Here is a 24,623-nt window from a genome sequence, read left to right as displayed (position 1 = left end):
CTGAGCCTCGGGGCGTTCGCGCCGGCGGGGATCGCGGGGCTCGGCGCGTTCGATCTGTCCGAGGTAGCGACCGCCGGCTGGCTCAATCTCGGCGCGGCGCTGCTGATCCTCGCGGCGGTCTGGGTGATCGCGGCGACGTTGGTCTGGCCGATCTCGGAGCTGCTGACGCGCGGGCTGGTCGAGCGGGCGCCGCGCTCCAGCGTCTTCGCCGCCGAGATCATCGGCATCGCGCTCTGCGCTTATGCGATCGCCTCGGTCGACGGCGTGTTCCGACTGCTCATCGCGGTGTTCGCGACCTTGATCATCGTCGCGCTGGCGGCGGCGCAGCTGACCCGCAGCGAAACGGTGATGCAGGCGCGGGTCCGCCCGCTCGGCTGGTTCCTGCTGTGCTTCAGCGCGACGATCGGACTGGTCGCGCTCGGCGAGGCGGCCTCTCCCTTCGGCGCCAGCGCGCCGTCGCGCGCGGCGGCGCTGTTCGCCACGCCCTGGGGCCAGCGCTGCGTCTACCCGGTGCTGATCGGGCACGCGCGGCTGCTCTACGCCGATGGCGGCCGCCTGTTCCTCTCCGATTACGAGGGCCGCGGCGTGCTCCAGGTCGGGCAGGTGCCGTCAAGCGTTGCGCTCCGGCGTCGCGCACCCGCCTGCGCGCGCCTCACGCCCGGCACGTCGGCGCGCTGAGCCCGCTCAGTCCCGCACGAGCACGTCCGGCCCGATCGCCGCGACGTTGGTGCAGCCGGTGAGCGCCATCGCGACGCGCATCTCGGCCTCGATCAGCGCCAGCATCCGCGCCACGCCCGCCTCGCCCCCGGCGGCGAGCGCATAGGCCCAGGCGCGGCCGAGCAGCACGCCACGCGCGCCGAGCGCGAGCATCCGCACCACGTCGAGCCCGGTACGCACGCCACCGTCGGCGAGTACGGTAAGCTGGTCGCCCACCGCTGCCGCGATCGCGGGCAAGGCGCGCGCGGTCGAAGGCGTGCCGTCGAGCTGGCGGCCGCCGTGGTTGGACACCACCAGCCCGTCCGCGCCGAGCGCCGCCGCCTCGCGCGCGTCCTCGGCGTCGAGCACGCCCTTGAGGATCAGCGGCCCGTCCCACTCCTGGCGCACCCAATCGAGGTCGCGCCACGTCACGGTCGGGTCGAAATTGTCGCGCATCCAGCCGAGGAAGTCCTCCAGTCCGCTCGCGTTGCCGAGCACCGGCGCGACATTGCCGAGCTGGTGCGGCCGGCCGTGGACACCGACGTCCCATGCCCAGCGCGGATGGCGCAGCGCCTGGCCGAAGCGCCGCGCCGCGCCGCGCCAGCCGCTCGCTCCCGCCAGTCCGGAACGATAGTCGCGGTAGCGTGAACCCGGCACTGGCATGTCCACCGTGAACACCAGGGCGCTGCACCGCGCCGCGCGCGCCTGGGCGAGCAGGTCGCGCATGAAGCCGCGGTCGCGGATCATGTAGAGCTGGAACCAGAAGGGCCGGGTGGTGCCGCGCGCCACCTCGTCGATCGGGCAGGCCGAGACCGTCGAGAGGCAGAAGGGCACCCCCGCTTTCTCCGCGGCCCGCGCCGCCTGCACCTCGCCGCGGCGCGCGTTCATCCCCGCCAGCCCGATCGGCGCCAGCGCCACCGGCAGCGCCATGCGCTGGCCGAACAGCTCGGTGGCGGGATCGAGCGTGCCGATGTCGCGCAGCACGCGCTGGCGCAGCGCGATCGCCTCGAGATCGGCGACGTTCCGCCGCAGCGTCGTCTCGCTGTACGACCCGCCGTCGATATATTCGAACAAGAAGGGCGGCAGGCGGCGCCGCGCGAGCTCGCGGAAATCGAGGGTGGAAGCGACGATTGGCATGAGGTTTGGGTTCACGAAGGCGGTGGCGCGCTGTAGCGCATAGGTGCAACCTGCATCCACTGGCGCCGGAAGGCAATGTCCGCGCCGCCGCTTCCTCCAGCCCTCGAGGTGATCACGATGAAACTTTGCCGCTATGGTGCGAAGGGCGCCGAGAAGCCCGCGCTGGTCGACGCCGACGGTGCGCTGCGTGACCTGTCCGCTGTGGTCGCCGACCTGACTGGCGCCGAGCTCGCGCCCGCCGCGCTCGCGCGCCTTGCCGCGCTCGACCCCGCGACGCTGCCGCTGGTGGAAGGGACGCCGCGCTACGGCGTGCCCGTCGCGGGCTCGCAGAAGTTCGTCGCGATCGGGCTCAACTACGCCGACCATGCCGCCGAGTCGAACCTGCCGATCCCGGCCGAGCCGGTGGTCTTCAACAAATGGGTCAATTGCCTCCAGGGCGCCAACGACCCGGTGGTGATCCCGCGCGACAGCCAGAAGACCGACTGGGAGGTCGAGCTCGGCGTCGTGATCGGCACGCGCGCGAGCTATGTCGACGAGGCCGACGCACTCGATCACGTCGCCGGCTACGTCGTCGTCAACGACGTCTCCGAGCGCCACTGGCAGCAGGAGCGCGGGCCGACCTGGGACAAGGGCAAGGGCTTTCCCACCTTCGGCCCCGTCGGGCCGTGGCTCGTCACCGCCGACGAAGTGGGCGACCCGCAGCAGCTCGGCCTGTGGCTGTCGGTCAACGGCAAGCGCGTGCAGGACGGGTCGACCGCGACGATGATCTTCACCGTCGCGCAGATCGTCGCTTACTGCTCGCAGTTCATGACGCTGGAGCCGGGCGACATCATCACCACCGGCACGCCGCCCGGCGTGGGTCTCGGCCAGAAGCCCGAGCCGTGGTATCTCAAGGCCGGCGACGTGGTCGAGCTCGGCATCGAGAAGCTCGGCGAGCAGCGCCAGGAGTTCGTCGCCTGGTCGCGCGAGGCGATCGGCTAAGGTCTGACCCGCCTCGTTTGAGACAGCGTATTCGGGCGGACGGACGCGTTCGCCCCCCCGTCATACCGGACCTATCCGGGATCCGCGGCCCCGCGATGGCAATGCCTAAGGAGTGCGCGGCACGGTGGATCCCGGGACCGGCCCGGGATGACGGAAGATCATGAGCGTTCCGTCGAGACGATCCGGTAAGCCGTTGGTGGAGCGCCCCGACGCCCGGGGCGCTCCGTCGCGCTACTTCGCCGCCCAGCGGATCGCGTTGGTCAGCACGCGGCGGTAATTGGGGTCGTCATAATTGACCGCGTCATGCCCCAATGCCGAGAAGAAGACATGCCCCTTGGCGCGCGGGTTGACCCACATGATCGGGTGCTTGCCCATGCGCAGCTTGTCGCCGGTGCGGTAGCTCGCCTCGTCGACGCGGGCGAGCACCGTCATGCCGTGCTGGCTGGGATCGCCGCTGAACGAATACCATTCGTCGCTCGATGTCCAGGGCAGCTTGACGCCTGCCATCACCGGGTGGCGCGGCTGGTCGACGAGGATCGTCGCACGCTGGATGTGATCGGCGCCGTTGGGATGGCCGATGAACTCGGTGCCGATGATCGTGTCGACGTACCAGGGCGACTTGTGGCTGTTGTCGCCCGCGGCGTGGAGCGCGACCACACCGCCGCCGCGCGCGACGAAGCGCTGGAACGCGGCCTGCTGCTCGGGCGTCAGGAACTCGCCCGATGCGCTGTTGAGCACCACCACCGAGAAATGCTTCAGCGCCTCGTCGTTGAAGACTGCGCCATTCTCGGTCTGGAAGCTCTTGCGGCCGAGCCCGCGCGCGATGTCGGCGAGCACCTCGTTCGAGTGCGGGATATGCTCGAAGTGGCGCCAGCCGTTGGTCTTGGAGACGATCAGCACGCCGCGCTCAAGCCCGGCGGGCAGCGTCGGCGGGCTCGTGTCGAGCGTCGGCGTCGGCAGGTGCGGGTCGGGGGCGGCCTGCGCCAGCGCCAGCGCCCCGAGCATCGCGATCAGTCGCATCCCATCTCTCCTGTGCTAAACGTTATCGTGCCGGCGTCGCGGCGGTACGTGCCTGGTCGATCTCGGCGCCCCAGGGGTCGCGCGCCACCACCGTCTTCCCGTCGGCGGAGAAGTCGGCGATCGTGTCGGCGGCGCGATCGTAACGCGGCCAGCGCGGCAGCCCGGCGCCGTTGGGATCGCCGGTCTTCACGAAATTGGCGAGATACTGCGCCATGGCCTGCCCCATTGCGACGTCGCGCGGGCTGGCCTGCGCACCATATTTGATCGCGGCATTGTCGAAGAAGAACGGGATGTCGGTGGCGTGCTGCGCGCCGGGCTTGCCGATCGTGTTGGCGACATAGGAGAAGCGATACTCCCACACCGGCACGCCCTTGGCGGCGAGCCGCGCGGCGGCGTCGCGTGCACCCGCGACCATGTAACCGGTGCGCCCGCCGATGTCGGCACTGGTGGCGCCGATTAGCATCGGCACGCGCGCGAACCGGTCCTGGTCGTAAGCGGCGCCCATGTCGACCACCACCGTGCCGTCGACGATCGGCCCCGAGTAGGTCGGCGCGGCAGGGTCACGCGGTGCCATCGAGGCGAGATTGAGCCCGTCGACCACCTGCTCGCCCGGCAGCGCGCGCAGCCGCTCGAGCGCGTCGGGTGCCGCGGGATCGATGCCCTTGGCGCGCGCGAAATTGGCACCGGTCCGCTCGGCATCGGCGAGCGCCTTGCCGCTCGGGTCGGGGTGACCGTCACCGCCCGACATGGCGAAGGCCTGGTGGAACAAGCCGCGCGCCAGCGGCGAGGTGACGAGTTGGTGCACCGACATGCCGCCCGCGCTCTCGCCGACGATCGTCACCTTGGCCGGGTCGCCGCCGAAGGCGGCGATGTTGCGCTGGACCCACTGCAGCGCCGCGATCTGGTCCATCGTGCCGTAATTGCCGAGCCGGCCGCCATCGGGGTTCGCCTGGCTCAGCTGCGACAGCGCGAAGCTGCCGAAACGGCCGAGCCGGTAGTTGAAGCTGACGAACAGGATGCCGCGCTTGGCCATGTTCGCGCCGGCATAGGTGGGCGGCGAAGCACCACCGTTGACGAAGCCGCCGCCGTAGATCCACACCAGCACCGGCAGCTTCCCCGTCGCGGCGGCCGGCTTCCAGACATTGGCGTAGAGGCAGTCCTCGGACGGCGTGGTGCCGAGCGGCGCGGCGTCGCTGGGGAAAGGCAGCTGCATGCAGTCGGCCGCGTAATGCGTGGCGTCGCGCGGCGTCGTCCAGTGCGCCGCCGGCTGCGGCGCGCGCCAGCGCAGCGCGCCCACCGGTGGCGCAGCGAAGGGGATGCCCTTCCAGCTCGCCACGCCGTCGCGGATCGCACCGCGGACCGGACCGGCGTCGGTGCTGACCGTCGCGTCCTGCTGCGCCAGCGCGGGCGCGGCGATGAGCAGCGCGGCCAGCGCCGCGGCGATCGGCTTGGTCATCCGTCTTCCTCCCCTTCGCGGCCCGATTTTGCCCGACGCGCGCCTACCTTCCCCGCCGCGGCGGCGACGTCAACCGGCGCCACCGCGACCGACCGCATCGGGGCCGACAATCCCTATGCCTATCAAGGCACTTAGCTCGTGGTTATCGCATCTTTAACCGAGACCTTAAGACTCTGTTAGGACTTTTATGACAGATCGTCTGTCACAATCACAGCGATAGGAGAGCTACCGTGGATGATCCGCGCAAGCTCAAGAACGAGCTGGAAGTGGCGGCCCGGGTGGCGGGCTCGCTGACCGACATACGCGCCGCGCAGGAAGTGGAGCGTTACATGCGCGAGATGGAGGCCAAGCTGCGCTTCCCGCCCCGCCCCAGCGCCGACGTAGTGATCTGATGGGCGTCGCCGCGCCCATGCCGCTGAACGAGGCGCTGCGCCAGCGCGCCGTGGACGCGTGCGGCATCGTGACGCGTCCGCGCAACTCCGAGCTCCAGCGTATCGTCGAGGAAGCGGCGCGGTTGGCGCGTGCGCCGATCGCCGCGATTTCGGTGGTGGATCGGTCGCGCCAGTGGCTCGCCGCCCGCATCGGCATCGGCGGGGACGAGGGCCCGCGCGCCGAATCCTTCTGCGGCCACACCATCCTGCGGCCGGGCGAGCCGATGATCGTCGCCGACACGCGCGACGATCGCCGCTTCGTCGCCAACCCCTCCGTGCTGGGACATCCGCACATCCGCTTCTACGCCGGCGTGCCGCTGGTCGATTACGCGGGCTTCGCGCTGGGGGCGCTGTGCGTCGCCGACACGCGGCCGCGGCTCGGCCTGTTCGATGTCTATGATTTGACCCACCTCGCCCGCCACGCCGAACGGATCATGGCGCTGTAGGCGCGGCCGGTCCGAACCTTCTGGCACCCGCCGCGGCGCGACGCGTTGGGGCGTGGAAGGAGACGATCATGTCAGACGAACGCGACGAGAAACCCGTCCTGTACGTGCCGGACAGCCCCAACGTCGGGGCCGCCGATCCGGACGCTGACCAGGACGATCCCAAGCGCGCCGCCAAGGACCGCGCCCGCGCTGACGACCTCGCCGCCAAGGTGGCGGTGGGCGACGAGCTGTCGGGCTATGAGAAGGTCGCCGGGCGCGGGGTCGTCGGCGAATAGACACGCGATCGCCGCCGTCTCCCGAAAAGGTGGCGGCGGCGATGGTATCAGGCGCGCCACCTCACGCCAGGATCAGCCCCTCGCGATTCATCGCCACCGTCACGGAGTGGTTCTGCTCGTCGCTGAGTTGCGCCCGCAGCGAGGGGAAAAGGTCCTCTTCCTCCTCACGCATATGCTCTTCGATCATCGCGCGGAACGCGCGCAGCTTGGGCAGCCAAGCGGGATCGTCCTTCGCCATCGCGCCTAGCTCGAAGAGATACTGCTTCACATAGCCGTGCTCGTGGTTGAGCCGGTCCGCGCCCTCAGTGAGGCCGTGGTCGCGCATCTCGGCGTAGACGACATTCTCTTCCTGGAAGGCGTGCTTGGCGATCAACGCGGCGAAGATGGGCGGGATCGTCTCGGTCGTCGGCGTCTACGGCCCGACCGGCAACATGGTCCCGATCGGCAATGTCGTGAACAAGGGCATTACGATCCGCGCCAACCAGGCCTCGGTCAAGCGGCTGCTGCCGCGACTGATCGAGCACGTCCGCGCCGGTCGGATCGATCCCAAGGCACTGATCACGCACCGCGTGCCGCTCAGCGACGTGGCCTGCGCCTATCACCTGTTCGCCAACAAACTGGACAGCTGCATTAAGCCGGTGCTGGTGCCGCATGCCGGCTGAGGACGACATCATGCAGCGCACCGCCAAGACGCTGAGCCCTGCACTCGCGGGCCCCGCGACGATCCCTGGCTGGGGCGTCGACGCCGACGCGCGCAACGACCCTACCTATCCGATCCGCGATCAGTCGCGCGATCACGGGCTGACGCGCCGCTGGGATCGCCCGCCGGTGCAGCAGCCCGACGTCGAGATCCTCCAGTCGATCGAGCATATCCGCCCGCCGGCGGTGGTCGGGACTTCGGTGCCGCCGCGCGGCGTGAGCGGCGCGATGCGGCGCCTCGCGTTCCGCTGGAGCGAGTCGAATTGCTTGCACTGGCTGATCCTGCTCGGCGCCGACCGGGTCGACGTGGTCGAGGGCGTGGTCGAGGACCTGTCGCGCGGCACCTTGCCCAACGTGCCGGCTGAGATGGGCGTCGGCGCGGCGTGGCGGCACGATCGCGAGCGGCTCGTCACGAGGTTGGCGCTGGTGGCGGGAACGATCGTGGTGGGTGCGGCGATTGCCACGAACGTGCGGCGCGAGCGGGCAGCGGCGAGGCTGGCCGCGCAGACGGCTGATCGCGCGGTGTAGTGACTATGTTCCGGCGAACGTCGGAACCCAGGGTCAAGCAGAACAACGCTTGATGCTGCGTACCCTCCTGTGCTCCTGCGTCCGCAGGAGCACAGAAACGAGCGTCGTCCGCACCGGGCTTGCGCTATCCCTCGCCCAGACCCCGGTCGCGCAGCAGCATGCGGGCCGCCAGTTCGCGCGCGCGGCCGCGCGGCAGCTCCAGCGCGCGCGCCATCGCGGCGCCGAGCAGCGCGTCGCCGAGCGCGGCCAGCACCAGCTGGAGCGTCTCGTCGCGGATCGGCGCGTCCGACCGCTCCTCGTCGCGCGCCAGCTCCTCGACCAAATCGTGGATCGCGGTGAGCACCGGGTCGAGCGCGTCGCGGTTACCGGTGAGGATCATCCAGCTCGCCAGCGCCCCCGCCCCGCCCGCACCGAAAGCGTCGAACACCACGTCGACCAGCTCGGCGGGGTCGCGCTCGACGCGCGAGCGGCGCACCGCGTCACGGATCGTTGCCACGATCGCCGCCGCCATCCGCTCGATCAGCGCCTGCTGCAGCCCGTCGGCCGAGCCGAAATGGTGGAGCAGATTGGCGTGGGTCCGCCCGACGCGCCCCGCCACCGCCTTGAGCGTGACCGCCTGCGGGCCATCCTCCAGCAGCAGCGCGCGCGCCGCCTCCAGCGCCGCGTCGCGCGACGCCTCGGGCGTCAGCCGCCGGCGAGGAAGGGCAGCGGTCGCCCGCGGCATCGGATCGTGACCTGTCGAAGTTGCGGGATGTTGCTGCCCTTGTGCCCGCTTCCGCGCCGAAAGCAACCGGCGATCAGGCCGCGATCGGCATCGCTCGCGCGGGGTCGGCGGCGAGGTCGAGCGTATAGTCGACGCACTCCACCTCGGCGTCGCGCGCCAGCGCGTAACGCCGCGATTGCCCGCACTCGACGAAGCCGAGCTTGCGCAACACGCGCCCGGAGGCCGAATTATCGACGTGATGATGCGAGTCGACCCGCGTCAGCCCGAGCGCGTGGCGCGCGATGTCGAGCACCGCGCGCCCCGCCTCGGTGGCATAGCCCCGCCCCCATGCCGCGGGCGTGAGCCAATAGCCCAGCTCGACCCCGCCGCACTCGCCGCGATGCAGCCCGACGCCGCCGACCAGCCGATAGGCGCCGAAGCGCTCGGCGATCAAAAAGCGCGGCTCGCGCGGGTGCGGCTGGAGCGAGAGAAAGGCGGCCGCGTCCTCCTCGGCATAGGGCCAGGGCACGCGCGCCAGCCGCGACACCACCGCCTCGTGCGCGATCGCCTGCGCCAACGCGGGGGCGTCCTCGAGCCAGCCCGGCCTGAGGGTGAGTCTCGGCGTCAACGCGAACATGCTCCGTCTCCTTGTTCGGGCCGCTGCCACACCGGAATGACGATGGCGCGACACGCTGGGCGAGGGAGCATGAAAAAAGGGAGACCGGGGCGGACCCGTCTCCCTTGTTGGCTGGGTTCCGTGCTGCGGAACCCCGGGTCGCCCTGGTGGGCAACCCGTCCGGTTACCCGATGTTACTCGGCCGCAGCCGCCATAATGTCGACCGAGCAGAATTTGCGCCCGAGCTTGCCCTCGTGGAACACCACGCGGCCGTCGATGAGCGCGAAGAGGGTATGGTCCTTGCCGATGCCGACGTTGCGGCCCGGGTAGAACTTGGTGCCGCGCTGGCGCACGAGGATGTTGCCCGCGATCGCTTCCTGACCGCCGAACTTCTTCACGCCGAGACGACGGCCGGCCGAATCACGACCGTTGCGCGACGAACCGCCTGCTTTCTTATGTGCCATTGCTCTTGCTCCTTCGCGCTACTGGCTCAGCCGACCGAGACGATCTTGAGGATCGTGTGGTTCTGGCGATGGCCGTTGCGACGACGATAGTTGTGGCGGCGACGCTTCTTGAAAACGATCACCTTCTCGCCCTTGGCCTGCGCGACGATCTCCGCCGCGACGGTGAGGCCGTCGACCGACTTGAGATCCGCGCCCTCGCCCGCGAGCAGCACGTCACCCAGCGTCACCGACGCGCCGGCCTCGCCCTCGATCTTCTCGACGACGATCTTGTCTCCGGCGGCGACGCGATACTGCTTGCCGCCCGTGCGCACGACTGCGAACATGGCTCTTGTCACTTCCCAAATTTCATAGCTCGCGAGGGCGTACCCTGCGAGAGAAGCGTGCGAGCTATGCGAAGCCTCTCGGCCTGTCAACCGATTCCGTGATCGATCGACGACGGCGCGGCGTCAGTGGCGGTGCTGGCGCTTGAGCCCGTAGCGGCCGCCGTCCAGCCGATCGAACAGGCCGGCGATCGCGGGATGGTCGATCGGCTCGTCGCTGTCGTCGTGCACCAGATTCTGCTGGCTGACATAGGCGACGTAGCTCGACTCCATGTTCTCGGCGAGCAGGTGGTAGAAGGGCTGGTCCTTGCTCGGGCGGAAATCCTCGGGGATCGAGTTGTACCATTCCTCGCTGTTAGCGAAGACGGGATCGACGTCGAAGATCACGCCGCGGAAATCGAGCATGCGGTGGCGCACCACGTCCCCGATCGAGAAGCGCGCGTGTGCGATCGGGGGCGCCACGGGCGCCTCGGCCTGAGCGATGATCGTGTGTTCGCTGGTCATCGCCGCAATCTAGTGCGGAAATCGGCGCGCACAACAACAGACACGCTTGCGTCGGCACCGTGACCGGGCTAGGGGCGCCGCTCGATCGCCGCCGGCGCGCCTCTCGCAGGCCCCGGTGTCCTCCGCGGAGAGGTGCCAGAGTGGTCGATTGGGACGGTCTCGAAAACCGTTGTGCCCTCGCGGGTACCGTGGGTTCGAATCCCACCCTCTCCGCCACTTCCCTATGCGCCGCTCGATCGACGCGTCTCGGTCAGACCAGCGGCTCCAGCATCAGCGGCCCCGGCCCGCCCATCGCCGGGTCAGAGAAGGACTCACCGCCCTCCCCGCTATGTCCGGCGATCCGCCACGCCTGCGCGCCGGCGACGAGCTGTCGGTCATACCAGCCGTGGCTCGCGGCGAGATCGAGCGCGACGCGGCGGGTTTCGCGCGGGTGCAGCTCGAACGTGACGGTCGCGGCACCGTAAGCGCGATCGGTCATCGTCACCGACAGCGCCGCAACGGTGCGATTCTCGATCATCAGCATCGGCGCCCGCGCGTGGAAGAGCGCAGCACCGAACAGGTCGCCGCGGCCGACCAGCCGGCGATGGAAGCCGTCGGGACCGAGCACGAACAGGTCAGCAGCGCCGGCCGGCACGGGATGCGGCAGCGCGCCGCCCGCCGCGACGGTGTAGCGCGCGGGCACTTCCTCCAGTCGGGCCATGTCATAGACGTGGAACACCGCCGCGCGCTCGCGTGAGCGATTGATCAACAGCAAGGCGGGCGGGTCGCCGCGGCGCAGCTCGACGTCGAGCTTATAGGGCGTGGCGCGGCGCCGGCGCAGGCCACGCTCCTGCTCGGGCGCTTCCACAGCGGTGGGCAAGGGCGGCGCGACTCCCTTCAGTCCCGCAGCACGCGCCGACGACGCCGCCGTCGCAGGCAAGCCCGCCATGAACGCCACCGTATCGGGCGCGGTGAAGTCGAAGCAGGAGGTCAGGTCACCGCAGACCGCGCGGCGCCACGCGCTGATGTTGGGCTCGCGCACGCCGAAACGCGCCTCCAGGAAGCGCAGCACGCTGGTATGGTCGAACACCTCGGAGGCGACATAGCCGCCGCGGCTCCACGGCGACACGACGTACAGCGGCACGCGCATGCCGAGACCATAGGGGCGGTCGCGGTAGGCCGCGTCCTCCGGCGTGCGGCAATGGACGTGATATTCGTCGTCGGCCGGGACGTCGCTGGCGCCGACCGGGCGGCCGTCGACCCGCGCGGGCGGCGCCGGCGGGGGGACGTGATCGAACAGGCCGTCATTCTCGTCGAAGTTGATCAGCAGCGCGGTGCGCGCCCATACGTCGGGGTTGGCGGTGAGCGCGTCGAGCACGCGCGCGGTGTAGTCGCCGCCCTGCAGCGGCGTGGACACGCTGGGATGCTCCGACGCCGCCTCGGGCGCGATGATCCACGACACCGCCGGCAAGCGCCCGTCGCGCACGTCCTGGCGCAGGTCGTCGAGCGTGCGGGTCGTGGTGGTGCGGCGCGCCAGCAGCGCCGCGGCCTCGTCCGCGGCGGACTGGGCGCGGCGATAAGCGTGGAAGCCGACCAGCGGATTGTCGGTGAAATTGTCTGCCATGTCCTGGTAGATCTGGAAGCCGATCCCCGCCGTCATCAGTCGCTCGGGATAGGTGGTCCAGCGATAACCGCCGTGGCGCAGCGGGTCGGCCTCCAGGCTGTCATAGCCGTTGTCGATCGCGGGGCCGCCGGCGCGCGACAGCGGGTCGTGCGTGCCCGACCAGATGTACAGCCGGTTGGGGTTGGTGCTGAGGTGCATCGCACTGTGATAGGCGTCGCACAGCGTGAAGGCCTCGGCGAGCGCGTACTGGAAGGGCAGGTCCGCGCGCGTGAAATGCGCCAACGCGTGGTTGTGCTTCGCCGCGGTCCACGCGCCCATCCGCCCGTTGTCCCACGCCGCCTGGCTGTCGGTGAAGCCGTGCGGGGTGCCGAGCGGGCGATAGAGGCGAAAGTCGGTCGCGGTGTCGAGCCGGAACGGCGCGAGCAGCGCGGGCGTGGCATCGGCATGCTCGTTGAGCTGGAGCAGCACGGTGCGGCTCGGCGCGCCGGGCAGTGGCGGCGCCGGCGCGGCGAAGCGGTCGCCGAATCCGCGCACGCCGCGCATCGTACCGAAATAATGGTCGAAGGCGCGGTTCTCCTGGGTGAGAATGACGACATGGTCGATGTCGCGCAGCGTGCCGGTGCGGTGCCGCCCGGGCAGTTCGAGCGCCCGCGCGATCGACGGGGTCAGCGCCGCGGCGGCGCCGGCCGAGGCCATCATGCCGCGGATGAAGCTGCGGCGGTCCTGCATCGGCGGCATGGCGTGCTCCTCTCTGCCGCCTCGTCCCACTCCAGCGAGACGAAGCGCACATCATCCCCCCTCGCCTTCACGGGAGGGTCGGGGGTGGGGCGTCGCCGCCTCGCAGAGACCGACGCGTCCGGGGAAACGCCCCACCTCAACCCCTCCCCTCAAGGGGAGGGGCCTAATTGCCGTCGTTATCCGCCCCATGCGGCACGCCGATGACAGTACGGCTCAGCCCGCCGCGACACCCCCGCCGAGCGCGCGGATCAGGTCGGTCGCGGTCTGGAGCTGCTGGCTGCGCACCGTCAGCAGCGCGCGCTCGGCGTCGAGCGCGGCGGTCTGTGCGGTGACCACCTCGAGATAGTCCGCCGCACCATCGCGGTAGCGGATCAGCGCCAGCTCGCGCGTGTGCTCGGCCGCTTCGGCCGCGGCGCGCTGGTCGCGTTCCTGCGCGGCGAGCAGTCGCTGGCTGGCGAGCGCGTCCTCCACCTCGCGGAAGGCGGTGAGCACGGTCTGGCGGTACGACGCCGCCGCCTCGTCATACTCGCCGCGCGCGCGCTGCACGCCGGCGCGGCGGCGCCCGCCGTCGAAGATCGCCAGCGCCGCGGAGAGCGGACCGAGCGCCCAGAAGCCGTTGGAGGCGCTCAGCAGCGAGCCGCGCGCCGCCTCGAACCCGCCCGCCGCACCGAGCGTGACGCTGGGGAACAAGGCCGAGCGCGCCACGCCGATCCGCGCGTTGGCGGCGGCGACGCGCCGCTCCGCCGCGGCGATGTCGGGGCGGCGCTCGAGCAGGGTCGAGGGCAGACCGGCGGGGATCGCGGGCGGCGCGAACTGGCGGTCCTCGACCGCGAGCGTGAAGCCGGCCGGCGCTTCGCCGAGCAGCACCGCGATGGCATGCTCGTCGCGCTGCCGCGCCACGCCGACCGCGGAGAGCTCGGCGCGCGCGCTGGAGAGCAGGTTCTGCGCGCGGCTGACGTCGATTCCGGAAGCGATACCGCCGCTGTGGCGCGTGTCGGTGAGCTGATAGGCGCGCGCGTTCGCCTCCACCGTCTGGCGCAGCAGCACGATGCGCGCGTCGAGCCCCCGCATGTCGAAATAGATGCTGGCGAGCTGCGCCTGGAGTCCGAGCGTCACCGCGGCGACGTCCGCGCCGCTGGCGGCGGCGTCGGCGCGGCTGGCGCGCACCGAATTGCGCACGCGGCCGAACAGGTCGAGCTCATAGGCGAGCGAGGCGCCAACCGTTCCCACGGTATAGGGCGCGGCGCTGCCGAGCGCGAGCGGGCGGCCGGCAGAGACCCGATCGCGGCCGACGTCGGCGGAGACGCCGACCTCGGGAAAGAGGTCGGAGCGCGCCTGGCGCGCCACCGCGCGCGCCTGGTCGTAGCGCGCAACGGCGGCGGCGAGGTCCTGGTTGCCGGCGACGACGCGCTCCTCGAGGCCGGTGAGAACGGGGTCGGCGAACGCCTCCCACCACTTACCCGAGGGAGCGACGTTGGTACCCGCCGCCTGCCAGCCTTCCGCCTCCTTATAGGCCGCGGGAGCGGGCGTGGCAGGGCGGACGTAATCGGGCGCGACGGAGCAAGCCGCGGTGGCGAGCAGCGCGGCGAGCGTGGCGACCCGGGCGGTGACGGGGAAGGACCGAACGTCGGTCCTCTTCTCGTAATCTTGGACTTGTTCCGGGATCCACCTGCCAGCGCGCTCCACGATCGTTGGACGAGCGGCGACGTCGGCCCCGGAACAAGCCCGAGGTGACGGGGCGGCGTGGGGTGACGGTGCGCCCAAGTCGTACGACAACGGGCGCCTCGCCTCATCGTGCTGGCTTCCTGCGTGCGCAGGAACACGGTCATCCCCTACCGTCGTTCCCCGTGCCCCTGCGAACGCAGGAGCCCAAGGCCACGAACGCGACGCCGGTCCCCTCACCGCGCGCCCGCCTTCTGCACCTGCACCGCGTCGCCGTCGGCGAGCGAGTCGGGCGGATTGTCGATCACGCGATCGCGCGGCGTCACGCCCGAACTCACCTCGACGGTGTTGCCATGGTCCTGCCCGATCCGGATCGTGCGCAGGTGCGCCTTGCCGTCCGCCCCGACCAGCGCGACCTGGGTGCCGCTCTCGCCCACGATCAGCGCGCTCGCGGGCAGCGCCACCGCGCCGCTCGCCCCCGCTACCGGGAAGCTCGCCTGCGCATAGGCGCCGGGCTTGAGCGCGCGGTCCGGATTGGGCGCCTCGACCTGCACCAGCACGGTGCCGGACGATTGCTCCACCGCGCCGGCGGTGCGGGTCAGCGTCGCGTCGAACGTGCGGCCGGGATATTCCGGCAGCGTCAGCGTCACGTGCATGCCCGGGTGGATCTGCGCCGAGAAATTCTGCGGCACGCGGATATAGGCGCGCATGCGCCGCACGTCAGAGACGGTGAACAACGGCGTCGACGCCGCCGTCCCCGCGGTCACCAGCGCGCCGATGTCGGTCGAGCGGCTGGTGACGATGCCGGCGAACGGCGCGATCAGCCGGGTGAAGCCTTGCGTGTAGGTCAGCCTTGAGACGTTGGCGCGCGCCGCGTTGGTCACCGCGGTCTTGGCGGCGAGGTCGCCGACCTTCTCGTCGGTCTCCTGCTTCGACACCGCATCCTTGGCGAGCATGTTGCGCCAGCGCGTCGCGGTCGAGGCGGCGAGCTGCTGGTTGGCGCGCGCGGTCTCCAGGTCGGCGCGCGCGGCGACGAGCTGCTGGTCGATCTCGGGCGCGTCGAGCACCGCCAGCGTCTGGCCGGCGCGGACGGGGTCGCCGATGTCGACGTACCATTTCCGCACGTAGCCGCTGGTGCGTGCGAAGATCGGCGCGCTGTTGATGGCCTGGAGGTTGGCGGGCAGCGTCAGTGCCCCCGTCGCCGCCGCCGGCTTGGCCTGGATCACCGCGACGGTCGGCGTCGACTGCGCCGTGATCGAGTCGGCCAGCCTGCTGTCGGTGCGCGAGCGCGCCGCGATCCCCGCGCCGACAACGCCGACCGCGATCACCGCCGCGGCGATCCCGGCGGTCCGCAGCGAGCGCGACGGCGCCGCAGACGGCGCGGCGGGGGACGTCTCGAACGACGCCTCAGACATGGGCTTGCTCCAGATGGTGGGTTGCGCGCGGCGGCGCCACCGCGGCACGGCGGCGGTGGACGAGGCTGAAGATGACGGGGACGAACATCAGCGTGGCGAAGGTGGCGACCAGCAGGCCACCGATCACCGCGCGACCGAGCGGCGCGTTCTGCTCGCCGCCCTCGCCCAGCCCCAGCGCCATCGGCAGCATGCCGATGATCATCGCCAGCGCGGTCATCAGCACCGGGCGGAAGCGAGTCATTCCCGCCTCCAGCGCGGCGGCGGTGGCGTCGCCCAGCTCGGCCAACCGCTCGCGCGCGAAGCTCACCACCAGGATCGCGTTGGCGGTGGCCACGCCCATGCACATGATCGCGCCGGTAAGCGCGGGCACCGACAGCGTCGTGCCGGTAGTGAACAGCATCCAGATGATCCCCGCCAGCGCGCCGGGCAGCGCGGTGATGATCACGAAGGGATCGAGCCAGCTCTGGAAGTTGACCACGATCAGCAGGTAGATCAGCACGATCGCGCCGAGCAGCCCGTAGCCCAGGCCGGAGAAGGCGCTGTTCATCGTGGCATATTGGCCGCGCAGCGTGACGGTCGCGCCCTTGGGCGCCTCGGCCTTGAGCTCGTCGAGCACCTGCCGGATGTCGCCGGCCACCGCGCCCAGGTCGCGTCCCGCCGGGGTGGCGAAGATGTCGACCACCGGCGCGATGTTGTAGTGCGACACCACCGCGGGCGCGTTGCCGCGCACGATCGTGCCGAGCCCGCCCAGCACCTGCGAGCGCCCGCTGGTGCCCGTCACCGGGATGCTCGACAGGTCGCTCATCGAGCCGACGCGATACTCGGGCGCCTGCGCCACCACCGGGTAGGACACGCCGTTGTCGGGGTTGAGGAAGAACACCGGCGCGGTCTGCGCGGTGCCGGCCAGCGAGCTCGCCAGGCTGGTCGTCACGTCGCGCTCGGTCAGGCCGTACTGCCCCATGCGGCTGCGGTCGACCGCTACGTTGAGCTGCGGGTAGCGCGCCGACTGCTGGATGCGCGCGTCGGCCAGGCCGGGGATCTTGGCGATGCGGCGCAGGAGCTTCTGCGCGTAGGCGGCGTTCGCGGCGGCGTCCTTGCCGGAGACCTGCACGTCGATCGGGGCGGGCGCGCCGAAGTTGAGGATCTGGCTGGTGATGTCCGCGGGCAGGAAGGAGAAGGTGGCGCCGGGGAAGTCGCGCGGCAGCTGCTCGCGCAGGCGGCGGACGTAGCCGTCGGTGGGCGCGTGATCGTGCGACAGCTGGATCAGCACGTCGCCGTCCTGCGGGCCGACCGTCCCCGAGTTGTTGTACGTCGTGTTGATCGAGCTGACCGGCAGGCCGATGTTGTCGACCACCGAGACCAATTCGTCGGCCGGGATGATCTGGCGGATGCGGCGCTGGATGCGGTCGAACTCGGCCGAGGTCTCCTCGATCCGGCTGCCCACCGGCGCGCGCACGTGCATCGCGATCTGCCCCGCGTCGACCGAGGGGAAGAAGTTCTGCCCGAGGAACGGCACCAGCCCGAACGACAGCAGCACCACCGCGAGGAAGCCGATCACGAAGCCCTTGGGCGCCGCGAGCACGCGCTCGAGCATCCCGCCGTAACTTGTGCGGATCCGCTCGAACCGCGCCTCGAAGCCGCGCTGGAACCGCACCAGCGGGTTGCGCGAGGGTGGCGCGCCGGCACTGTGCTGGTCGTGATCGTCGCCCGCGCCATGCGGCTTGAGCAGGTACATCGCCATCGTCGGCACCAAGGTGCGCGACAGGATGAACGAGGCAATCATCGCGAACACCACCGCGAGCGCCAGCGGCACGAACAGGAACCCCGCCACACCCGGCAGGAAGAACATCGGCACGAACACGATGCAGATGCACAGCAGCGAGACGAAGGCGGGCGTGACGATCTGCGCCGCGCCGTCGAGGATGGCGCGGTGGACCGGCTTGCCCTGCTCAAGGTGCCAGTTGATGTTCTCGATCGTCACCGTCGCGTCGTCGACCAGGATGCCGACCGCGAGGCTGAGGCCGCCGAGCGTCATCGTGTTGAGCGTGTTGCCCGTCACCGCCAGGCCGATGATCGCCGACAGGATCGCCAGCGGGATCGAGATCGCGATGATCACGGTCGAGCGCCACGAGCCCAGGAACAGCAGGATCATCAGGCTGGTCAGCGCCGCCGCGATCGCGCCTTCCTTCACCACGCCCTCCACCGCGGCGCGGACGAACAGCGACTGGTCGCCGATCGGCACGATCTTGAGCGTGCTCGGCAGCGTCTCCTGGATCTTGGGCAGCGCGTCCTTGATCCCCTGCACGATCGCCAGCGTCGAGGTGGCGCCGTTCTTGAGCACGGTCATGATCACCGAGCGCGCCCCGTCGACGTGGACGACGTTGGTCTGCGGCGCCGATCCGTCGCGCACGTGCGCGACGTCGCGCATGTAGATCGTCGCGCCGCCGACGACCTTCACCGGGATGCTGTTGAGCTCCTCGATCGATCCCGGCGCGTTGTTGAGGCGGACGCTGTACTGGAAGCCGCCGATCTTGGCGAAACCCGCCGGGTTGATCTGGTTCTGCGCCGCGATCGCGTTGCCGACGTCCTGCGCCGACAGCCCCTTGGACTGGAGCGCATCGGGGTCGAGGTCGATCTGGATCTGGCGCTGGCGCCCGCCCGAGGGATAGGGGATCGCCGCGCCCGGCACGGTCACCAGCCCGGGGCGCACCTGGTTGCTGGCGAGATCGAACATCTGCCCCTCGGACAATCCCTTGCCCGACAGTGCGAGCTGGACGATCGGTACCGTCGAGGCGCTGTAGTTGAGCACCAGCGGCGGGGTGATTCCCGGCGGCAGCTGCTTGAGCACGGTCTGCGACACCGAGGTGACCTGCGCGGTGGCGGTGCGAATGTCGGCGCCGGGCTGGAAATAGATCTTCACCACGCCGATGCCGGGCAGCGACTGGCTCTCGATATGGTCGATGTCGTTGACCGTGGTGGTCAGCACGCGCTCGAACGGCGTGATGATCCGCCCCGACATCTCGTCCGGCGACAGGCCGGCATACTGCCACGCCGTGGCGATCACCGGCACCTTGATGTCGGGGAAGATGTCGACCGGGGTGCGGATCGCCGAGAGCACGCCGACGATCGCGATCAAGATCGCCATGACGATGAACGTCAGCGGTCGCGCCAGCGCGATGCGTACGATGCCGATCATGGGCGCAGCTTCCCGTAGGTGACGCCCGCCCCGGTGAGCGGCGTCGCGCACCAGCCTAGCGCGCGCGGCGTCGGACGACCGGGAGAGGACGGCGGCGCAACGACATGCCGCGGTGCAGCGGATGAGCGCAGGCTAACGGTTTGTCTAATATTGTTTCTGCGTGGATCGATACGTACAGCCTATCGATCATGGAATTGCGACACCTGCGCTACTTCGTCCAGGTCGCCGAGGACCTGCATTTCGCGCGGGCGGCGGCGCGCCTCGGCATCTCGCAGCCGCCGCTCAGCCAGCAGATCCGCCAGCTCGAGGACGAGCTGGGCGTGCGGCTGCTCGATCGCACCAGCCGCCGCGTCAACCTCACCTATGCCGGAGGCATGTTCCTCGAGGCGGCGCGGCGCACGCTCGCCGAGGCGGACAAGGCCGCGACCGTGGCGCGGCGCGCCGCCGGTGGCGAGCTGGGCGAGCTGCGCGTCGGCTTCAACGCCTCGGCGCCCTTCATCCCGCAGGTAGCTGCCGCGATCCACGCCTTTCGGCTGCGCTACCCCGACGTGCAGCTCGCCTTATCCGAGATCGCCGGGCCGGCGCAGGTGGCCGCGATCCTGGCCGACGCGCTCGACGTCGGCTTCCTCCGCAGCGCCGCCGCGCCCGCGCTGCCGCCCGAGCTGACCGCAACCCGCATCCTGCGCGAGCGTCTGGTCGTGGCGACCCGGCCCGACCACCCGCTCGCCGGCCGTGCCGGGGTGCGCTTGGCCGACGCCGCGGCGCACCCGCTTGTCGTCTATGCCAGCGATCGCAGCGGCGGCTTCACCGAGGAACTGTTCGCGCTGATGCGCGCGACTGGCGCCGAGCCGCGCGTCGCCCAGACCGTGCGCGAAGTGTCGACTCTGCTCGGGCTGGTCGCCGCCGGGGTCGGGATCACCGTGGTGGCGGAGTCGCTGTGCGCGCTCCAGTCGGCGGGGCTGGTCTATACGTCATTGGCGGACGACAGTGCGGCCAGCGCGATGTGGCTCGTCCACGCCGCCGCGAGCCCGCCCGCCGCCGCCAATTTCGTGGCGATCGTGACCGAGGGCGCGGGCTGAGCGCTGCTCCGGGATCCATGCCGTGATTCATCCAAGCCGACCCGTACTCCTGCGTAAACAGGAGCCCAGAGCCGCGGGCGTTGCCGCTTCTTGCCCTGGGCTCCTGCGGGGGCAGGAGCACGCCTCGCCTTGAGCGCGTTAGATCCGGTCTCAATACATATGCTGGCCGCCGTTGATGCTCAGCGTCGAGCCCGTGACGAACCCGGCCTCCTCCGAGCACAGGAAGGCGACGCCGCGCGCGATCTCCTGCGCCTGGCCGAGCCGCCCGACCGGGATCTTGGCGACGATCTTCTCCAGCACCTCACCGGGCACCGCGGCGACCATGTCGGTATCGATATAGCCCGGCGCGATCGCGTTGACGGTGACGCCGGCGCGCGCGCCCTCCTGCGACAGCGCCTTGGTGAAGCCGTGGATGCCGCTCTTCGCCGCGGCGTAGTTCACCTGGCCGTACTGCCCGGCCTGGCCGTTGATCGAGCCGATGTTGACGATCCGTCCCCACTTCCGCTCGCGCATGCCGGGGAACACCGCCTTGGCCATGTTGAAACAACCGCCCAGGTTGGTGTCCATGACCTCCTTCCACATCTGATAGGTCATTTTCAGGATCGTGCCGTCGCGCGTGATCCCGGCGTTGTTGACGAGTACATCGACGGGGCCGAGCTCGGCCGCGACCGTGGCGCAGCCGTCCAGACAGGCGTCATGGTCCGCCACGTCCCACTTGTATGCGGCAATGCCGGTGCGCGCGGTGAAGTCGCGCGCGCGCTCGTCGTTGCCGGCGTAATTGGCGGCGACGGTCATGCCCAGGTCGCGCAACGCGACGCTGATCGCCTCGCCGATGCCCCGCGTACCACCGGTGACGATCGCGACCCTAGCCATGCCTGCCTCTCCCTTAACCTTGGTGAGAGGCTAGACGCGCGTCACCCAGCCTTCAAGCTCGCGCGACAGGATCGTGCGCAGCATGTCGACGCCCTGCGGTGAGTCGTTGAGGCAGGGCAGATAGGCGAAATGCGTGCCGCCGGCGCCGAGGAAGCTCTCGCGCCCACGGATCGCCAGTTCCTCCAGCGTCTCGAGGCAATCGGCGGAGAAGCCCGGCGCCACCACCGCGACCTTGCGCACCCCCTGCCCCGGCATCGCCTCCAGCGTGGTGTCGGTGGCGGGGCCGAGCCACTTGGCGCTGCCGAAGCGCGACTGGAATGCCACTGTCAGCGGCCGGCCGGCGAGCCGCTCGCGCAGCGCGTCGCCGAGCAGCCGCGCGGTCTTCTGGCAGTGGCAGTGATAGGGATCGCCGCGCTCCAGCGTGCGCTGCGGCATGCCGTGGAAGCTGGCGATCAGCGCGTCGGGCGCGAAGTCGAGCGTGTCGAGCCCCTCGCTCACGCGCGCGGCCAACGCCGCGATATAGGCGGGATCGTCGTGATAGGGCGGCAAGGTGCGGATCGCCGGCTGCCAGCGCCACTGCGCCAGCGCGGCGAAGGCCTTGTCGTTGGCGGTGGCGGTCGTCGCGGCGCAATATTGCGGGTAGAGCGGCGCGAGCAGGATGCGCTCGCACCCCGCCGCCTTCATCGCCGCCAGCCGGTCGGCAATCGCCGGGTTGCCGTAGCGCATCGCCCAGTCGACCAGCACGCCGTCGCCGAACGCGTCCTTGAGCGCCGCCGCCTGCGCGCGCGTCACCGCGGCGAGCGGCGAGCCCGCCTCGCTCCACACCTGCTGATAGGCGTGCGCCGACTTCTTCGGCCGCGTCGTCAGCACGATGCCGCGCAGGATCGGCTGCCACGCGATCCGGGGCAGCTCGACCACGCGCCGATCTGAGAGGAATTCGGCGAGATAGCGGCGCACCGCGCGCGTGTCGGCGGAATCGGGCGTGCCGAGATTGATCAGCAGCACGCCGATGCGCGGCGCCGGGATCGTGGGATGGTCGGCGGGCAGCATCTATGAACTCCTGAGCGGCAGCGCGCGCCGCCGCGCGCCCGTGGCGGCGAACAGCGCGTTGGCGATGGCGGGGGCGACCGCGGGAACGCCGAGGTCGCTGATCCCACCGCAATCCGCGCCGCTGGCGATCAGTTCCACGCTGATCTCGGGCGCGGTGGCGAGCGTCGGCAGCTCGAGCGCGCCGAGGTGGCGGACGGTGGCGAGGTCGTCCTTGTAGCCGGCCGCGGTGCCGGTCGCGGCGGCGACGCCGAACACCAGCCCGCCCTCGATCTGCTGGCGCACGACGTCGGGGTTGATCGCGCGTCCACAGTCGACGGCGGCGACCAGCCGGCTGACGCGCGCCGCGCCACCCTCCCCGGCCTCGACCTCCGCGAGCACCGCGATCGCGCTGCCGGCCAGGCGGTGGCACGCGATACCCTGCCCGCTGCCCGCCACCCCGCCCGACCAGCCGCCGAGCTCCGCGGCGGTGGTGAGGCAGCGCGCCAGCCGCGCGTCGCCGCCGAGCAGCCCAACGCGATACGACATCGGCTCGCTCCCCGCGGCGCGTGCCAGCTCGTCGATGAAACACTCGGTGAAGAAGGCGGTGTAGCCGTCCGCGCCGCCGCGCAGGTGGCCGGTCGGCAGGTCGAGCGCGGCCGGGTGATGGTCGACCGCGAGCGCCGGCAGCCGATAGGGCGGCACCGCGCCCGAGGTGGCGTAGCGGTCCGCGCCCGCGGGCAGCGCGGCGGCGACGCGGCGGAGCGGGTCGCCTGCGAGCAACCGTTCGCCCAGCGCGCGCCCGGTCGGCGGCGCGGCGATCGCGGCGTGCCACGCCAGGATCGTGCCGCGCGCGCCGAGCCGCGCGCGCATCCGCGCCTTGGCGGGCGCGCGCACCCGGTCCTGCAGCAGCGCCTCGCCGCGCGACCAGCAAAGCTGCACCGGCCGCCGCAGCGCGCGCGCGAGCACCGCCGCCTGCGCCGCGACGTCATGCTCGAGCGCCGCGCCGAACGAGCCGCCGACCTGCATCTGGTGGACGATCACGTCGCGCTCGGACAGCTGGACCGCCGCGGCCGCGGCGGCGCGCGCGAGCGTCGGCGCCTGGGTGGCGAGCCACAGCTCCAGCCGCCCGTCACGCCAGTGCGCCGTGGCGGCGGGAGTCTCCAGCGCGGCGTGGAGCGCGGGGCGGACGCTATACTCGGCCGCGATCACGCTCCCGCCGCGCAGCGCCGCGGCGGCGTCGCCGACGTGCGCGACCGGCTCGCCGGCGCGATCGAGCGCGGCGTCGAGCGCGCGGTCGATCGCGGCGTCGTCGACCATCGTGCCGCTGCGCGCGAAGCGCGGCGCCAGCGCGGCGACGCCCTGGTTGGCCGCCCACCAATTGTTCGCCACCGCAGCGACCCAGTGGTCGGTCGCCACGACCGAGAGCAAGCCGCGCACGCGTTCGGCCGCGGCCTTGTTGCAGGAGAGCAGCCGCGCGCCGGGCTGCGGCCCGTGGCGGACGCTAGCGAAAACCATGTCGGGCAGGCGCACGTCGGCGACGAAATTGACTGAGCCGTCGACCTTGGCGGGCGAGTCGAGCCGCGGCAGTGATTCACCGCTCAGCCGCCCTTCATCACCGAGCCGCAGCGGCAGCTCGTCGGGGAGACGCCCGCCCGCCGCCGCCTCGGCCAGCTCGGCGAAGCGCAGGCGACGGTCGCCGAGCGTGACGAAGCCGGCGCGCGTGTCGCACTGCTGCCAGTCGGCGTCCCAGCGCGTCGCGGCGGCCTGGCACAGCAGCACGCGCGCCGCCGCCCCCGCCTCGCGCAGCGGCTGCTCGAAGCGGCGCACCGAGCTGGAGCCGGCGGTGACCAACAGTGAGTCGCGCGTCCAGAGCTCGTCGCGTACCTGCTCGGGCACGTGCGCCGCGGCGTCGGCGAACAGCGCGGCGGCGCCGAGCGGGTTGGCGTAGGGCGGCGCGAGCGGCGCGGCCTCGACGCCGACGGTGCGCCAGTCGGCGCCGAGCTCGTCCGCGACGATCTGCGCCAGCACGGTGTAGGTGCCCTGACCGTGCTCACACTGCGGGACCGCGACGATCACCTGTCCGTCGCGCGCGATCTTGAGGAAGGCGCCGAACGCGGCCTCGCCCGGCGCGGTCGGCAACGCCGCGCCGTAATGCCGCGGCCACACCGCCCAGGCGACCACGAGTCCGATGCCGGCACCCCCGGAGATCAGCAGCTTGCGTCGGGTCAGCGCGGCCATGCGGCGGCGGTAGCGGGGCATGGCGTAGCGGGGAAGCGCGAAAGCTCGCTCAGCGTGATCGAGCGCCCGACGTAGGGCGACGACCCCGCGCCCGATCGTAAGCCGCGCGGACGCGAAGATGTTGCTCGCGCGGTGGTGGTGCCGCGTGTCAGTGCTTCGCGTCGTCGCGGCGTCGCGAGGGAGCGATCGTTCGCGCGGAGGCGCGAAGGCGCCGAGAGGGCGGGCTCGCCGCCACCTCGCGCACCTACGAGGCAAACGTGGGTAATGATGAAAGGCTGCGGCGGCGCCGACGTCCCGGGTCCAGGGAGGAGAAGCGCAGCGCGCTCATCTTGCGCGCTCAGCTGCAAAACCGGGCACCGCCCCTTCCCTCCTGCCGTCATCCTGAGCTCGTCGCAGGATCCACCGTGCCGCTTCACTCAGCGATGGCAGCGCCTGCGGTGCCGTGGATCCTGAGACGGGCTCAGGATGACGCTGGTGGCAGGACGAGACGACAACGCCCGTCGCGCGGCCGGCT

At 71.1% G+C, this 24,623-nt stretch carries 24 protein-coding genes and 1 tRNA gene; 9 read left to right on the top strand and 16 right to left on the bottom strand.

Annotation, left to right across the window (positions count from 1 at the left end):
* A partial coding sequence (locus QBJ89_RS19010) for a hypothetical protein (RefSeq protein ID WP_277982040.1) occupies positions 1-678 on the top strand: 678 nt, incomplete at its 5' end.
* A 6-nt stretch (positions 679-684) separates the two neighbouring features.
* Here the strand turns inward: QBJ89_RS19010 and lldD are convergent.
* A complete protein-coding gene (gene lldD / locus QBJ89_RS19005; RefSeq protein WP_277982039.1) occupies positions 685-1,833 on the bottom strand; it encodes an FMN-dependent L-lactate dehydrogenase LldD in 1,149 nt (382 codons plus the stop codon).
* Positions 1,834-1,950: 117 nt separating this feature from the next.
* Here lldD and QBJ89_RS19000 point away from each other — a divergent pair, with 117 nt between their 5' ends.
* Positions 1,951-2,814 carry a fumarylacetoacetate hydrolase family protein gene (locus tag QBJ89_RS19000; protein ID WP_277982038.1) on the top strand — a complete coding sequence of 288 codons (864 nt, stop codon included), beginning with the start codon at positions 1,951-1,953 and terminating at the stop codon, positions 2,812-2,814.
* 231 nt (positions 2,815-3,045) lie between these two features.
* On the opposite strand, the gene QBJ89_RS18995 is transcribed toward QBJ89_RS19000, so the two are convergent.
* The gene (locus QBJ89_RS18995) at positions 3,046-3,834 is read right to left on the bottom strand and encodes a ThuA domain-containing protein (protein WP_277982037.1); all 789 of its coding nucleotides are present in this window, start codon (positions 3,832-3,834) and stop codon (positions 3,046-3,048) included.
* Positions 3,835-3,856: 22 nt separating this feature from the next.
* Positions 3,857-5,290, bottom strand: a complete 1,434-nt coding sequence (locus QBJ89_RS18990) for a carboxylesterase/lipase family protein (RefSeq protein ID WP_277982036.1) — start codon at positions 5,288-5,290, stop codon at positions 3,857-3,859.
* Positions 5,291-5,520: 230 nt separating this feature from the next.
* On the opposite strand from QBJ89_RS18990, the gene QBJ89_RS18985 reads away from it, so the two are divergent.
* The 3 genes from QBJ89_RS18985 (at position 5,521) to QBJ89_RS18975 (ending at position 6,442) form a co-directional block, all read left to right on the top strand.
* A complete protein-coding gene (locus QBJ89_RS18985) occupies positions 5,521-5,682 on the top strand; it encodes a hypothetical protein (protein WP_277982035.1) in 162 nt (53 codons plus the stop codon).
* Positions 5,682-6,167, top strand: a complete 486-nt coding sequence (locus QBJ89_RS18980) for a GAF domain-containing protein (RefSeq protein ID WP_277982034.1) — start codon at positions 5,682-5,684, stop codon at positions 6,165-6,167. The genes QBJ89_RS18985 and QBJ89_RS18980 overlap by 1 nt, the downstream gene beginning before the upstream one ends.
* A 68-nt stretch (positions 6,168-6,235) precedes the next feature.
* Positions 6,236-6,442, top strand: a complete 207-nt coding sequence (locus tag QBJ89_RS18975) for a hypothetical protein (RefSeq protein ID WP_277982033.1) — start codon at positions 6,236-6,238, stop codon at positions 6,440-6,442.
* 61 nt (positions 6,443-6,503) lie between these two features.
* On the opposite strand, the gene QBJ89_RS18970 is transcribed toward QBJ89_RS18975, so the two are convergent.
* Positions 6,504-6,815: a hemerythrin domain-containing protein gene (locus QBJ89_RS18970; protein ID WP_277982032.1), complete on the bottom strand. Its 312-nt coding sequence runs from the start codon at positions 6,813-6,815 to the stop codon at positions 6,504-6,506.
* Here QBJ89_RS18970 and QBJ89_RS18965 point away from each other — a divergent pair.
* Together QBJ89_RS18965 and QBJ89_RS18960 are read left to right on the top strand one after the other, a co-directional pair.
* Positions 6,805-7,104 (top strand): hypothetical protein, encoded by a 300-nt coding sequence (locus tag QBJ89_RS18965; protein WP_277982031.1) that lies wholly within the window; start codon positions 6,805-6,807, stop codon positions 7,102-7,104. The two genes, QBJ89_RS18970 and QBJ89_RS18965, sit on opposite strands and share 11 nt — an antisense overlap.
* Before the next feature lie 10 nt (positions 7,105-7,114).
* Positions 7,115-7,669 (top strand): hypothetical protein, encoded by a 555-nt coding sequence (locus tag QBJ89_RS18960; RefSeq protein ID WP_277982030.1) that lies wholly within the window; start codon positions 7,115-7,117, stop codon positions 7,667-7,669.
* Between the two features lie 124 nt (positions 7,670-7,793).
* Here the strand turns inward: QBJ89_RS18960 and QBJ89_RS18955 are convergent, their stop codons facing one another.
* From QBJ89_RS18955 to hspQ, 5 genes are all read right to left on the bottom strand, one after another.
* Positions 7,794-8,393 (bottom strand): TetR family transcriptional regulator, encoded by a 600-nt coding sequence (locus tag QBJ89_RS18955; RefSeq protein WP_277982029.1) that lies wholly within the window; start codon positions 8,391-8,393, stop codon positions 7,794-7,796.
* Positions 8,394-8,466: 73 nt separating this feature from the next.
* Positions 8,467-9,009, bottom strand: a complete 543-nt coding sequence (locus QBJ89_RS18950) for a GNAT family N-acetyltransferase (protein WP_277982028.1) — start codon at positions 9,007-9,009, stop codon at positions 8,467-8,469.
* A gap of 173 nt (positions 9,010-9,182) precedes the next feature.
* Positions 9,183-9,452: a 50S ribosomal protein L27 gene (rpmA, locus tag QBJ89_RS18945; protein WP_277982027.1), complete on the bottom strand. Its 270-nt coding sequence runs from the start codon at positions 9,450-9,452 to the stop codon at positions 9,183-9,185.
* Between the two features lie 26 nt (positions 9,453-9,478).
* Positions 9,479-9,775 (bottom strand): 50S ribosomal protein L21, encoded by a 297-nt coding sequence (gene rplU / locus QBJ89_RS18940; RefSeq protein WP_132910024.1) that lies wholly within the window; start codon positions 9,773-9,775, stop codon positions 9,479-9,481.
* Positions 9,776-9,898: 123 nt separating this feature from the next.
* Positions 9,899-10,276 (bottom strand): heat shock protein HspQ, encoded by a 378-nt coding sequence (gene hspQ / locus QBJ89_RS18935; RefSeq protein WP_183926405.1) that lies wholly within the window; start codon positions 10,274-10,276, stop codon positions 9,899-9,901.
* 126 nt (positions 10,277-10,402) lie between these two features.
* Here hspQ and QBJ89_RS18930 point away from each other — a divergent pair.
* Positions 10,403-10,492 (top strand) — tRNA-Ser (locus tag QBJ89_RS18930).
* Between the two features lie 34 nt (positions 10,493-10,526).
* Here the strand turns inward: QBJ89_RS18930 and QBJ89_RS18925 are convergent.
* From QBJ89_RS18925 to QBJ89_RS18910, 4 genes are all read right to left on the bottom strand, one after another.
* A complete protein-coding gene (locus QBJ89_RS18925; protein WP_277982026.1) occupies positions 10,527-12,617 on the bottom strand; it encodes a phosphocholine-specific phospholipase C in 2,091 nt (696 codons plus the stop codon).
* A gap of 213 nt (positions 12,618-12,830) precedes the next feature.
* Positions 12,831-14,198: an efflux transporter outer membrane subunit gene (locus QBJ89_RS18920; RefSeq protein ID WP_277982041.1), complete on the bottom strand. Its 1,368-nt coding sequence runs from the start codon at positions 14,196-14,198 to the stop codon at positions 12,831-12,833.
* Between the two features lie 317 nt (positions 14,199-14,515).
* Complete coding sequence (locus tag QBJ89_RS18915) at positions 14,516-15,694, bottom strand: efflux RND transporter periplasmic adaptor subunit (protein WP_277982025.1); 1,179 nt, start codon at positions 15,692-15,694, stop codon at positions 14,516-14,518.
* Entirely contained in the window at positions 15,687-18,890 is a 3,204-nt protein-coding gene (locus tag QBJ89_RS18910) for an efflux RND transporter permease subunit (RefSeq protein WP_277982024.1), read from the bottom strand. The genes QBJ89_RS18915 and QBJ89_RS18910 overlap by 8 nt, the downstream gene beginning before the upstream one ends.
* A 188-nt stretch (positions 18,891-19,078) precedes the next feature.
* Here QBJ89_RS18910 and QBJ89_RS18905 point away from each other — a divergent pair, with 188 nt between their 5' ends.
* On the top strand, positions 19,079-19,969 hold the full coding sequence (locus tag QBJ89_RS18905; protein ID WP_277982023.1) for a LysR substrate-binding domain-containing protein: 891 nt from the start codon (positions 19,079-19,081) through the stop codon (positions 19,967-19,969).
* 150 nt (positions 19,970-20,119) lie between these two features.
* On the opposite strand, the gene phbB is transcribed toward QBJ89_RS18905, so the two are convergent.
* The 3 genes from phbB to QBJ89_RS18890 are packed head-to-tail and all read right to left on the bottom strand — an operon-like array spanning position 20,120 to position 24,130.
* Positions 20,120-20,842: an acetoacetyl-CoA reductase gene (phbB, locus tag QBJ89_RS18900; RefSeq protein WP_277982022.1), complete on the bottom strand. Its 723-nt coding sequence runs from the start codon at positions 20,840-20,842 to the stop codon at positions 20,120-20,122.
* 30 nt (positions 20,843-20,872) lie between these two features.
* Entirely contained in the window at positions 20,873-21,892 is a 1,020-nt protein-coding gene (hemH, locus tag QBJ89_RS18895; RefSeq protein ID WP_277982021.1) for a ferrochelatase, read from the bottom strand.
* Positions 21,893-24,130, bottom strand: coding sequence for a xanthine dehydrogenase family protein molybdopterin-binding subunit (locus tag QBJ89_RS18890; protein ID WP_277982020.1), 2,238 nt, complete (start codon positions 24,128-24,130; stop codon positions 21,893-21,895).
* Positions 24,131-24,623: the final 493 nt, after the last annotated feature.

Source organism: Sphingomonas phyllosphaerae (assembly GCF_029623345.1).
In the GTDB taxonomy this organism is placed as follows: domain Bacteria; phylum Pseudomonadota; class Alphaproteobacteria; order Sphingomonadales; family Sphingomonadaceae; genus Sphingomonas; species Sphingomonas phyllosphaerae_C.
The sequence above is the reverse complement of the archived record's forward strand: the minus strand, read 5'-3'. Positions and strand labels throughout refer to the sequence as shown.

Excerpts from the sequence above, each read along its gene's own strand:
- lldD (WP_277982039.1), bottom strand. The coding sequence starts at position 1,833 with ATGCCAATCGTCGCTTCCACCCTCGATTTCCGCGAGCTCGCGCGGCGC.
- QBJ89_RS19000 (WP_277982038.1), top strand. The coding sequence starts at position 1,951 with ATGAAACTTTGCCGCTATGGTGCGAAGGGCGCCGAGAAGCCCGCGCTG.
- QBJ89_RS18995 (WP_277982037.1), bottom strand. The coding sequence starts at position 3,834 with ATGCGACTGATCGCGATGCTCGGGGCGCTGGCGCTGGCGCAGGCCGCC.
- QBJ89_RS18990 (WP_277982036.1), bottom strand. The coding sequence starts at position 5,290 with ATGACCAAGCCGATCGCCGCGGCGCTGGCCGCGCTGCTCATCGCCGCG.
- QBJ89_RS18980 (WP_277982034.1), top strand. The coding sequence starts at position 5,682 with ATGGGCGTCGCCGCGCCCATGCCGCTGAACGAGGCGCTGCGCCAGCGC.
- QBJ89_RS18975 (WP_277982033.1), top strand. The coding sequence starts at position 6,236 with ATGTCAGACGAACGCGACGAGAAACCCGTCCTGTACGTGCCGGACAGC.
- QBJ89_RS18960 (WP_277982030.1), top strand. The coding sequence starts at position 7,115 with ATGCAGCGCACCGCCAAGACGCTGAGCCCTGCACTCGCGGGCCCCGCG.
- QBJ89_RS18955 (WP_277982029.1), bottom strand. The coding sequence starts at position 8,393 with ATGCCGCGGGCGACCGCTGCCCTTCCTCGCCGGCGGCTGACGCCCGAG.
- QBJ89_RS18950 (WP_277982028.1), bottom strand. The coding sequence starts at position 9,009 with ATGTTCGCGTTGACGCCGAGACTCACCCTCAGGCCGGGCTGGCTCGAG.
- rpmA (WP_277982027.1), bottom strand. The coding sequence starts at position 9,452 with ATGGCACATAAGAAAGCAGGCGGTTCGTCGCGCAACGGTCGTGATTCG.
- rplU (WP_132910024.1), bottom strand. The coding sequence starts at position 9,775 with ATGTTCGCAGTCGTGCGCACGGGCGGCAAGCAGTATCGCGTCGCCGCC.
- hspQ (WP_183926405.1), bottom strand. The coding sequence starts at position 10,276 with ATGACCAGCGAACACACGATCATCGCTCAGGCCGAGGCGCCCGTGGCG.
- QBJ89_RS18925 (WP_277982026.1), bottom strand. The coding sequence starts at position 12,617 with ATGCCGCCGATGCAGGACCGCCGCAGCTTCATCCGCGGCATGATGGCC.
- QBJ89_RS18915 (WP_277982025.1), bottom strand. The coding sequence starts at position 15,694 with ATGTCTGAGGCGTCGTTCGAGACGTCCCCCGCCGCGCCGTCTGCGGCG.
- QBJ89_RS18910 (WP_277982024.1), bottom strand. The coding sequence starts at position 18,890 with ATGATCGGCATCGTACGCATCGCGCTGGCGCGACCGCTGACGTTCATC.
- QBJ89_RS18905 (WP_277982023.1), top strand. The coding sequence starts at position 19,079 with ATGGAATTGCGACACCTGCGCTACTTCGTCCAGGTCGCCGAGGACCTG.
- phbB (WP_277982022.1), bottom strand. The coding sequence starts at position 20,842 with ATGGCTAGGGTCGCGATCGTCACCGGTGGTACGCGGGGCATCGGCGAG.
- hemH (WP_277982021.1), bottom strand. The coding sequence starts at position 21,892 with ATGCTGCCCGCCGACCATCCCACGATCCCGGCGCCGCGCATCGGCGTG.
- QBJ89_RS18890 (WP_277982020.1), bottom strand. The coding sequence starts at position 24,130 with ATGCCCCGCTACCGCCGCCGCATGGCCGCGCTGACCCGACGCAAGCTG.